General features: G+C 43.4%; 12 protein-coding genes. 11 read left to right on the top strand and 1 reads right to left on the bottom strand.

The genetic code is table 11. From position 1 onward, the window contains the following. The 11 genes from U9Q77_09480 to frr form a co-directional block, all read left to right on the top strand. Nucleotides 1–429, top strand: a 429-nt coding sequence (locus tag U9Q77_09480; protein ID MEA3287589.1) for a hypothetical protein, incomplete at its 5' end; no start/stop codon positions are given. Continuing rightward, nucleotides 426–1,580, top strand: a complete 1,155-nt coding sequence (locus U9Q77_09475; GenBank protein MEA3287588.1) for a polysaccharide deacetylase family protein — start codon at nucleotides 426–428, stop codon at nucleotides 1,578–1,580. The genes U9Q77_09480 and U9Q77_09475, both read left to right, overlap by 4 nt. Nucleotides 1,581–1,606: 26 nt before the next feature. Beyond that, nucleotides 1,607–2,653 carry a UDP-N-acetylglucosamine 2-epimerase (non-hydrolyzing) gene (wecB, locus tag U9Q77_09470; protein MEA3287587.1) on the top strand — a complete coding sequence of 349 codons (1,047 nt, stop codon included), beginning with the start codon at nucleotides 1,607–1,609 and terminating at the stop codon, nucleotides 2,651–2,653. A gap of 185 nt (nucleotides 2,654–2,838) precedes the next feature. After that, complete coding sequence (locus tag U9Q77_09465; protein MEA3287586.1) at nucleotides 2,839–5,292, top strand: hypothetical protein; 2,454 nt, start codon at nucleotides 2,839–2,841, stop codon at nucleotides 5,290–5,292. Continuing rightward, complete coding sequence (locus tag U9Q77_09460; GenBank protein MEA3287585.1) at nucleotides 5,292–6,818, top strand: HAMP domain-containing sensor histidine kinase; 1,527 nt, start codon at nucleotides 5,292–5,294, stop codon at nucleotides 6,816–6,818. Before U9Q77_09465 ends, U9Q77_09460 begins: the two co-directional genes overlap by 1 nt. 117 nt (nucleotides 6,819–6,935) lie before the next feature. Beyond that, nucleotides 6,936–7,367 (top strand): 50S ribosomal protein L13, encoded by a 432-nt coding sequence (rplM, locus tag U9Q77_09455; GenBank protein ID MEA3287584.1) that lies wholly within the window; start codon nucleotides 6,936–6,938, stop codon nucleotides 7,365–7,367. A gap of 6 nt (nucleotides 7,368–7,373) precedes the next feature. Beyond that, nucleotides 7,374–7,769 (top strand): 30S ribosomal protein S9, encoded by a 396-nt coding sequence (gene rpsI / locus U9Q77_09450; protein ID MEA3287583.1) that lies wholly within the window; start codon nucleotides 7,374–7,376, stop codon nucleotides 7,767–7,769. 20 nt (nucleotides 7,770–7,789) lie between these two features. Further along, the gene (gene rpsB, locus U9Q77_09445) at nucleotides 7,790–8,506 is read left to right on the top strand and encodes a 30S ribosomal protein S2 (GenBank protein MEA3287582.1); all 717 of its coding nucleotides are present in this window, start codon (nucleotides 7,790–7,792) and stop codon (nucleotides 8,504–8,506) included. A gap of 33 nt (nucleotides 8,507–8,539) precedes the next feature. After that, the gene (gene tsf / locus U9Q77_09440) at nucleotides 8,540–9,151 is read left to right on the top strand and encodes a translation elongation factor Ts (GenBank protein MEA3287581.1); all 612 of its coding nucleotides are present in this window, start codon (nucleotides 8,540–8,542) and stop codon (nucleotides 9,149–9,151) included. 22 nt (nucleotides 9,152–9,173) lie between these two features. Beyond that, a complete protein-coding gene (gene pyrH, locus U9Q77_09435) occupies nucleotides 9,174–9,899 on the top strand; it encodes a UMP kinase (GenBank protein ID MEA3287580.1) in 726 nt (241 codons plus the stop codon). Next, nucleotides 9,896–10,453, top strand: a complete 558-nt coding sequence (gene frr, locus U9Q77_09430) for a ribosome recycling factor (GenBank protein ID MEA3287579.1) — start codon at nucleotides 9,896–9,898, stop codon at nucleotides 10,451–10,453. The genes pyrH and frr overlap by 4 nt, the downstream gene beginning before the upstream one ends. A gap of 75 nt (nucleotides 10,454–10,528) precedes the next feature. Here frr and U9Q77_09425 read toward each other — a convergent pair. Continuing rightward, on the bottom strand, nucleotides 10,529–10,986 hold a 458-nt coding region (locus U9Q77_09425), incomplete at its 5' end, for a redoxin domain-containing protein (protein ID MEA3287578.1).

Below are 10,986 nucleotides of genomic sequence, written 5' to 3'. Positions count from 1 at the left end.
CCCTATCTCACGCATTACTATCTTTGCTACTACGAGGCTAATATTCTTAAAGGATACATTATCTATACCATCCAAGATAGAATCATCTACATCATCGACATTTTAGCTGAGAATAAAAATATCTCAATATTTAAGAGGCTGATTGAACGTTTAAAGGATGAGAGCCATAAACAACACTATTCTCAGATCAAATGTTACACTGCCAGTAAGAATAAGTTTCTCATTGATATCTTACGTGATTCTAAACTTATTGATTTCAAGGAACTGTTTTCGATCAAAAAGTCAGATCATAATAATCGGCCGACCCAAATATTCGTGTATGTCTCAGATGAGGTTAACACAGACCAGAATCTTTGGGAAAACCAACATTGGTATATCACTGATCTTATCAAAGAAGGACGTCCATATACATCGAGGCTAATTGGGTGACCACCATTAGAAAACAAAACTATCGTAAGCTATTGCAGGGTGTCTACGAGCCACCTTCAAAAGAATTTGGAGTGCCTGACTTTGCCTTTAACCCCCTGAATCAGAGTGGTGATATCTACCGACCTGTCATCGATCAGGCCTGGGTACAGGAACATGGCAAACCAATCTGGCCAAAAGGGAAAGAGTTTGCTGTTTGCTTGACTCATGACGTGGATGCTGTCTCAGAGTTTAATCTCAGCCAGAATGTTCGGAGCATCTTGAAATTATTAAAAAACGATTCAAAGCGACCGCTGGGTGAAGTGTTACGCTGGATTTTGATCCACAAACTAAATGCTTTGCGCGGGATCATCGGAAGACCGGATCGCCTGTGTGATTTCGAGAATTGGCTTGACCTGGAAGAAGGAGTCGGTGCACGTTCAACATTCTTCTTTGCTCCAGAGACGGTTACTTTACCTCATAACTCAGATTGCATGTATAAATATGACCAGACCATTCACTTCCGGGGTGAGTTGATAAGTGTCGCAGAATTAATGCGAATGATGGATTCAAAAGGGTGGGAGATTGGTTTACACCCTTCATGGCATACTCATAATAATCTTGAGGAGATGATCTCTCAAAAACGGCAAGTGGAAAACATTGTGGGTCATGATATTCAAAGTGTTCGTCAACATTTTTTAAAGTACAATCCTATGAAAACACCACAGACTCAGTCGTTAGCTGGATTTAAGGTTGATAGCACGTTGGGATTCAATGATAATGTTGGATTTCGCAGGGGAACCAGCTATCCCTTTTCGAGTTATAATTTAGAGACAAATGAAAAAATTGACCTTTTACATATTCCCCTCACTGTTCAAGATGGCGCCCTCATGCTTTCTGAAAAAGGATTACGACTTGATGCTGACACATCTGTCGAATATGTAAAACTAATGCTGGATGCTGTGCAGGAAGTCGGGGGAGTGTTAAACCTGTCCTGGCATCCTCATACGATCAACAGACCTGGATTTTGGGATGTGTATAAAAGAGTGTTGGAATTGGTGCAGCAGGAAGACCCCTGGTTTGCAACGATTGGTGAGCTCGGAAAGTGGTGGTCGAAGGAAGTGAAAATTGATTTGGATACTTACACCGCCCAACTTGCATCTGACAACGTTTGATTCACGGTCAAAGGAACTGAAATAAATTGAAAATTGTAACGATCATTGGCGCAAGGCCACAATTTGTAAAAGCATCCATGATATCCAAAGCCATGCGGGGGGCTGGTCACACTGAGATCCTGGTTAACACCGGTCAACATTACGATGATAATATGGCTCGGATCTTCTTTGAAGAGATGGAGATTCCCAGACCGGATTATGATCTGGGTGTTGGCTCTGGTACTCACGCCGAACAGACAGCAGCTTCAATGATCGGGATCGAGGAAATACTGATCAAAGAACAACCGGATTATCTGGTCGTTTATGGTGATACAAATGCAACTGTGGCTGGAGCACTGGCCGCTGCGAAATTGCACATTAAAATTGCTCATATTGAAGCTGGTCTCCGCTCTTACAATCGTCAGATGCCTGAGGAAATCAATCGAATCGTGACGGATGTACTATCAGACTACCTATTTGTCCCGACCCAGGTGGCTGTTGATAACCTTAAGCTGGAAGGAATTGTAAAGGGGGTTCACGTTGTGGGGGATGTGATGGTGGATGCTCTTCAAACCTATACCATTGTTGCTGAACAAAAATCCAACATACTTGATCAGCTCGAGATGACAAAGAAATTTATTTTAATGACGATTCATAGACCTAGCAATGCCGATAGTAATGAGCGTCTCAGGGCAATCCTACAAGCAGTTTCCAGTGCTGGTGATCCAGTTATCTTTCCAGTCCATCCCCGAAGTAAAAATCGAGTAGATTCACTGATTAAAAGTATCGATGGGGATATTCGTATCATTGAGCCTGTTGGATATTTGGACATGATGATGTTAGAGAAGTATTCTCAACTAATTATCACTGATTCAGGTGGCGTCCAGAAGGAAGCCTATCTTCACAAAACGCATTGTCTGACTGTGCGAAGTGAAACAGAGTGGATTGAAACGGTTAGAGATGGGTGGAATTATCTGGTTGGAGATGAGCTTGATAAAATTCAACAATATGTACAGAAATTTCCCGAGCCACATAGCTGGTCCAACCACTATGGTGATGGAGATGCAGCAGAAAGAATAATTAGTCTTCTTTAGTGTTGTTGGTTCAAAAATAATTACGCTCACATCACATTGGGAAAATCTTTTGATGCATATTAGTTTTAAAAATAATTTTTCATATGCAATCACTTACTTAGTTTCAATGCATAGACGAGGTGTGTCGAGGTAATACCTCATGTCCAATTAATTATTCTAAATATTCAAGACAATAAAGGCCTGATATGCTTGAAAAATATTTAAAAAATGATTTTGTAAAAGCGGCAGCGATTTTTCTGATTATACTCATCGTTCTATTTTCTTCAGTTTTTCTGAAAGGTTATGTCTTTGGAGGAGGTGACACTACTGCTGCCAGGGGGATGACAAATCAATTGAATATTTACATGGATGAAACTGGAGATTACCCACTCTGGCAACCCTATATATTTTCCGGTATGCCGGCTTTCAGCAGCATGATGTTTACCAAGTGGATATACTTCCCCAATTTCATTATAGGCCTGATAAATAAGATCGGAGTTCCACCAACCTGGACCATGTTGATGCATTATCTCTTGGCCGCCATGGGAGCATTCACGCTATTGCGACATCTGAAAGTCAATTTTTTAACTGCTATCTTTGGGGGTTTGGCTTTTATGATGACTCCCTTCTTTATCGTCATGATGTCAGCCGGTCACGGATCACAGATGATGACAGCAGCTTACCTGCCCTGGCTTATTTATGCAGCAAAACGCATATTTGATGAACCTGATCTGATAGGACTATTGATTCTGGCCATCGTAGCTGGATTTCAATTTCAAAGGGGACATGTACAAGTCGCTTATTATGGATGGATGGCTGTCGGCTGGTACGTGGTGATCCAGGCATTCTTTAGGGTCCGTAGCAAGGACTGGAGAGGTTTTCCTCTTTCCTTAGCCTATTTGGCAGGCGGATTATTGCTGGGGATTGGGTTGGCTGCTGTCCAGTACATTCCCTCTCTTGCTTACGCTGCCCACTCTATTCGAGGTGGGGGTGCCAGTGGTGGATTAGAATATGGTTATGCTACGAGCTGGTCATTCCCGCCCTATGAACTTCTCGCGTTATTCTTTTCGGATTGGTTTGGATTCGGTGGACAGACCTATTGGGGTGGGCGACCCTTTACTGAACATACGGATTATGTGGGTCTGACCCTGCTGATTCTCATGGTTGCAGCATTTTTCAATAAGGATCACCTCAAGGAAAAAGTGTACCTGCTCAGCGTTATTTTTCTAGGTCTATTGGTGAGTTTTGGCAGCTATTGGCCCTATTTTTATGATGTTTTGTTCAAGCTCTTGCCGTTCTTTAATAAATTCCGTGTTCCATCCATGATCCTTATTCTGGTTGAATTAATGGCTGCTTTATTGGCTGCTCTTGGTCTTTACACGCTTCTCAACCTTTCGGATGAGAAAAAGCGTGATCTGGCGCGTAAGACTCTCATCGCAACTGGTGTTATTGGTGGATTATTGCTGATCGTCATTCTCTTTAAGGGTACCTTGAGCAGTGCCTTTTTAAGCTCCCTGGCTGCCTCCCCGAAAGCCCATCCAACATTATCAGGCCCTCGAGTAGATATGTTTTATGACAGTCTGGTAAAAAGTCTGCTTTTCGGGACCATGGCTCTGAGCCTGATCTGGGTTTATTTTTCAAACAAAATAAAGGGATCTGTCCTGACATTAGGTTTTTTGGCTCTACTGGTTCTGGATCTGGGACATGTTGATCTACGCTTCACAGATAAGGCAGTGCCGGCTAATCGTGTAAAAGCCGCTGAACAACTAAGTCCCGCCATTCTAAAATTACAGAACCTTACTCGCCAAAACCCGGGTCGTATCTTTCCAGTGGCTAGCCTGTTCAGCTCCAATATCTGGGCTTTGCATGGCCTGGAGTCGATTGGCGGCTATAGTCCGGCTAAACTAAAAGTGCTTCAGGATTTTTTAAACTCAACCCGATTGGAAAAAACATTTGTACTGAAATATTACTCTCAGACAACCAATGGAGCTGTACCGAAAGCAATAGAACAGGTGGATCCAGTACTCAGAAAGAGACATCTGGATGTTCTACGCAATATGAATGTAAAATATCTTGTTTCACCCTACCCTCTGCAGGATCCCCTGTTTAAAAAGGTTGGGCTGGAATGGCATGTGGTTCGTGGCCAAAGAGCCCAGGTCTTGATCTACGAGTTTACTGATGATTATCCCAAAGCCTGGTTCGTCTCTCAGGTAAATACTGCAAATTCGAGTCAAGCAATCAGCGAAAACATGGAAAGAATGACCGCACTACCCCGGGAAGTCGCCAACGTTTTGGATTCGGAGAGCAATCTTCAGCAACATCAGTATGGTATAGGACAAGTCGCTGTGAAAGATCGATCGCTTCAAGCGTTGACCCTTGCAACCGATAACGATGAAGATGGATTTCTGGTTGTCAGTGAAGTGTATTACTCAGGGGGCTGGAAAGCCTATCTCGATGGTGAAACTGAACTGGAAGTTTATCAGACAAATGAATTGATCCGGGGTCTGCAGATACCGGCAGGCAAGCATGAGATCAACTTTGTATATGCTCCTGCCGCTGTGACAGCAGGGTTCCGAATCACGCTTCTGTCCATTCTGATATTGATAGGGCTTGTGGGATTTATTATTTATCAGAAAAAGACTGCATCCGTCCGTGACTAATGCGTGACTTTAGATCCACAACGAATATAAAGCTGGGACTGTTTGTCTTGGCGATTCTGATCATTACTGTATCCTTATTATACACGAATTGGCTGGTCAGAGAATTACGGGCAGACAATCTTAAATTTCTAAAATACAATTCAAATTTGCTGGCAAATGCTTTGGCGGCAGACCTGCAGAGTAAGGCTTATCAGGAAGAGCAGAGGCAATTCATTAGTTATAATGCCAAACTGTACGCTAGTGCTTTGTCTGCTGATTCTCCCAGCATGGATTTTGCGTTTAATCAGATCATCAAGAATATTAGTTTTCCCATCATTATAACTGTTTTCGAGGGCGGGGAGCATGTGATCTATGCCTATCGAAATATTGATATTCCTGAAACAATCAACCGATCGGCGTTATCGGGATACCTCCTGAGTGTAGTGGCTGAAATGGATAGCTTGAATGAAGCGATCCCGGTAAAGTATTTACAACAGGAGATCATGCTGATCCACTTTGGAAAACCGGTTAGCAAAAAGTTTGAAGAGATCATGGAGCGTGTTATACGAGCGATCAATTTTCCCATGATCCTGACTCGAGGACCAGATTTGGTCAATTATCACATACAGGATCATACACTTGAATTTGATGAAGAATTGAGTTTAGATGATCAGAAACAGCTGATCCAGAGCACTTTGATCAGGATGGACTTTAAAAACACACCGGTTCCTGTAGAGTTTTCCGGTGAGACTGTCATGCTCATCCACTATGAAGATTCCGAGCTGATCCAGGCACTCCGGTGGTTTCCCCTTATCGAGTTTGGGATCATTAGTGGGTTCATTCTGCTTGGGTTCGCAGGTTTTCAGTTTATTCGTAAAGCCGAGCGGAGGGGGATCTGGGTTGGACTCTCCAAGGAAACGGCGCATCAATTGGGGACGCCTCTATCTTCACTTATGGGCTGGATCGAGTTGCTGAAGGAAGAAAAACAGTCCGAATCAACCACCCAGATCATTGATGAAATGGATCGCGACCTGCAACGTTTGAACCAGGTTGCCGAAAGGTTCTCCAAGATTGGAGCCGGCGTAAAATTAGTCAGTCTTTCAGCCACAGAATTGATCCAGCCGGTACTCGGATATGTACAACGTCGCATACCACAATGGGGTAAATCAATCCGGGTAGAGTTTGAATGCGAAGAAGATATCCGGGTTATGGCCCATAGTGAATTGTTTGGATGGGCTATCGAAAATCTGCTTAAGAATTCAGTCGATGCCATTAAAAAGGATCAGGGAACGATCCAGGTCAAAGTAATTAAAAGTGGAGAATGGACGAAGATCCTGGTGATCGACAATGGGGAGGGCATCCCACTAAGGGATCATAAAAATATCTTTAGACCGGGTTGGAGCTCTAAAAAACGCGGATGGGGTCTTGGTCTGAGCTTGGTTGAACGGATCGTCAGAGAATATCACCATGGCGATATTAGTGTGGAGTCGGTTCCTGGAATAGGAACGACTTTTGAAGTGAAGCTAAAAACTGGCGCAAGTACCTGAATATTCACAATATTTTCATTGGGAAATTATATTTGACATGCCACAGGGTGCCGGTTAGATTACGTCGCTTTTTCCGGACCGTAGGTGGTCTGGAGTTAAGAATGAGAAGGAAAAGAATTGAAAACGTATAATGTTAAAGCAAGTGAGATCGAGCGAGACTGGTGGATCGTAGATGCCACAGACAAGACTCTGGGACGGCTCTCTACAAGAATAGCTCAGATCCTCAGGGGAAAACATAAGCCAACATTTGTACCCCATCTTGATAACGGTGATTTTGTGATCATAACAAACGCTGAAAAGATTCGGGTTACGGGTAATAAAGAAGAGCAGAAAACGTATTTTCGCCATAGTGGGTATCCTGGCGGCGCACGTTTTACCTCATTGAAGCAGTTGCGTGAAAAGCATCCCGAGCGGATTCTTGAACATGCCGTGAAGGGAATGTTGCCACACAATCGTCTGGGACGCGCTCAGATCAAGAAAATGAAGGTTTATGCAGGTGATGTACATCCTCATGAAGCCCAACAACCCAAACCTCTCGAGATAGGTTAATCCCCAATGAGTACTACTACGACATTTTATGCCACCGGAAAACGTAAAACATCTATTGCACGTGTTTATATGCAGCCCGGTAAAGGTGTTATTAAAGTAAATGACCGTGAGCTGAATGACTATTTTGGCCGGAAAACTCTGAGAATGATCGTTCACGAAGCACTTGACTTGACTGAGAATAGTGGTCGTTATGATATCTCAATCAATGTGAATGGTGGTGGTCTATCAGGTCAGGCGTATGCTATCCGCCACGGTATTTCCAAAGCATTGCAGAACGATAACGGTGAGTTGCGTCCGGTGCTTAAGAAAGCTGGTCTGCTTACCCGTGATGCTCGTAAGAAAGAGCGTAAAAAATACGGTTTGGCTGGAGCTCGTAAAGCCTACCAGTTCTCGAAACGTTAATAGTTTTTTCAGGAGTTTTAATGCGTAATATTTCATTAGAAGATCTGCTCGCTTCCGGAGCCCATTTTGGTCACATGACCAGTAACTGGAATCCAAATATGGAAGAATATATTTTCACCAAGAAAAATGGTGTCCATATCATTGATCTGTATAAAACCATTGAGCAGTTAAACAAAGCCATTGAGCTGGTTAGCTCTACCGTGAAAAAAGGTGGATCCATTCTTTTTGTTGCCACCAAAAAATCTGCCAAGACAGTGGTGGAAGAAGAAGCTGATCGTTGTGGAATGTTCCATGTTACGGAGCGTTGGTTAGGTGGAACACTCACCAATTTCATGACTATTAAAAAATCGATCAAAAGATTGCATGTACTTGAGAAGGATGAAACCAGCGGGATCGCTGAGACTCTGACTAAAAAAGAACTGCTGATGCGGTCTCGGGAACGCAATCGTCTCCAAACCCAGCACCGTGGTATCAAAGATATGCGCCGTTTGCCTGATGTTGTGATCGTTGTTGATGCACGTAAAGAAACTATCGCTATTGCCGAGGCTTTGCGACTGGAGATTCCGATCATTGCTATTGTTGACACAAACACTGATCCCCGCAATGTTGATATTCCGATCCCGGCCAACGATGATTCCATTCAGGCCATTCGCTTGCTTATGGGAACACTGGCTGATGCGATCATGGAAGCTAAAGGCATTTCTCAAGTAAAAGAGACTGAAGAAGTCACTGCCTAAATATTTAATTTTTTAACCTGGAGAAGATCTAGAATGACTATTACAGCTGCTGCGGTAAAAGAGCTGCGTGATAAGACAGGCGTTGGTATGATGGAATGCAAAAAAGCATTGACCGAAGCCAATGGAAATATTGGTGAGGCAGTTGATGTGCTTCGCAAAAAAGGAGTTGCTAAAGCTGCCAAGAAAAGTGGACGCGCTACCAAAGAAGGGCTGATCTTCAGCTATATTCATGCTGGCGGTAAATTAGGCGCTTTGGTTGAGATCGCCTGTGAAACGGATTTCGTGGCCAATACCGAGCAGTTCCAGGAATTAGGTCATAACATTGCCATGCATGTAGCCGCAGCCGTTCCTGAAGTTGTGAATCGCGAGCAAGTCTCTACGACCGCTCTTGATAAGGAGTCAGAAATCTTTAAAGCTCAGGCTCTGAATGAAGGTAAACCAGAACACATTGTTGAAAAGATTATCACTGGTCGCCTTGAGAAATATTACAAAGAAGTTGTGTTGATGGAACAACCCTTTGTTAAGGATCCTGAAAGGACTATCACTGATCTTATGCATGAAGCCATTTCGGGACTCGGCGAAAATATGTCAATCACCCGCTTCCAGCGTTTTGCTATCGGGGAGTCTGACGCCAGCGCAGAATAACAATTTAAATACAGGCGGTAAAATGTCAGCCGGATCGATCTACAAGCGTATACTCCTTAAATTAAGTGGCGAATCGCTTGCAGGTGATTCGGCTCTTTCTATTAGTACTGAAGTGTTAGACCAAATGACTTCTGATCTGGCCACTGTGGTTGATCTGGGTGTTGAAGTTGGTATCGTCATAGGTGGCGGAAATATCTTTCGTGGTCTCTCAGAAAAAGCAAAAGAGATGAACCGGGTCGCTGCCGATCATATGGGGATGTTGGCTACGGTCATTAATGCCATTGCACTTGGTGATGCAATTAAGCGATTTGGTATGAAATCCAGCGTACTGACTGCCATTGAGATGCATCAGATCGCCGAACCATTTACGCAACGCAGAGCATTGGAAGATCTATCAGCCGGTAAGGTCGTGATTTTTGCTGCCGGTACTGGAAACCCATTTTTTACCACTGATACAGCAGCGGCTTTACGTGGTGTTGAGATCAATGCAGATGTGCTTTTAAAGGGCACACGGGTTGAGGGGATCTATTCAACAGATCCTGAGCAGGACCCCAATGCCGAGTTTCTCTCCAAGCTCTCATTTGATGAGGTGATCAGTAAAAATCTTAGAGTAATGGATCAAACAGCTTTTGCACTATGCCGTGAGAATGAACTTGCAGTTCATGTGTTTAATATGGAAATTCCAGGAAATTTGTTAAAAGTGATGCAAGGCGCTGCCATTGGATCTGTAGTTGGAGGAAAAATATGATTAATGAACTGTTTAAAGATGTAGATCACCGAATGCAAATGTCAGTTGAACACGCCAAACATGAGTTTAGCGGTTTACGAAGTAGCCGGGCATCAGTTACTTTGGTAGAACATATCAAAGTTTCATATTATGGTAATCTGACCCCCTTAAATCAGGTTGCCAATATCAATGTCCCGGAACCACGCTTGATTGTCATTCAACCCTGGGAGAAAAGCCTTACAGGTGAGATCGAGAAAGCAATTATGACCGCTGACCTTGGGCTTAACCCCGCCAATGATGGTGTGGTGATCCGAATTCCAATCCCGGCTTTAACAGATGAACGCAGAACTGAGCTGATTCGGCACCTGCATAAACTGGCTGAGGAAGGCCGGATCGGCATCCGTAATGTTCGGCGTGATGCGAATGATAAGCTTAAAAAAGCTGAAAAAGAACATGAGATATCAGAGGATAACTCAAAAAGAGCTACCAGTAATGTTCAGGAAATGACTGATAAGTATATCGAAGAAATAGATGATGCAGTTAAAGCCAAAGAAGAAGATATTATGACGGTTTAATCTGATCAGAATATTTGTTACAAAAAAAAGCTCCGATTGTCTCGGAGCTTTTTTTGTCTTGGAGGAGATGTTTGTTTAGAGCTGTTCTGCGTTTTTCTCCAGGTAGGATGCTACGCCTGCGAAGTTCTCTTGCATTGTATCATCGCCTTCTTGCCAACCTGCCGGACAAACTTCACCATGCTCCTGGTTGAAGGTTAAGGCATCGACCATACGTAGCATTTCATCAATGTTACGACCCAGTGGTAGATCATTAATGACAGCATGACGAATGATACCCTCTTCATCGATGAGGAAGGAAGCCCGTAGTGCTACATCTCCGCCCACAGTTGTTTCTTCTTCACCATCATCAGTCAGAACTGTGGCAGGTGTTGAACCCTTTAGGATGTCATAAGCCCGTGCAATATTTTTATCAATGTCGGCTAGAATGGGATATTGTATATCGCCTATACCGCCATTGTTAATATCAGTATTCTTCCAGCCAAAGTGACTCCATTTTGAATCTACAGAACATCCAATAACCTGAACACCGCGCT

This window comes from Candidatus Neomarinimicrobiota bacterium, assembly GCA_034716895.1.
GTDB lineage: Bacteria > Fidelibacterota > UBA8477 > UBA8477 > JABMPR01 > JABMPR01.
Note: the sequence above shows the minus strand (reverse complement) of the source record. Positions and strands in the feature narration are given on the sequence as shown.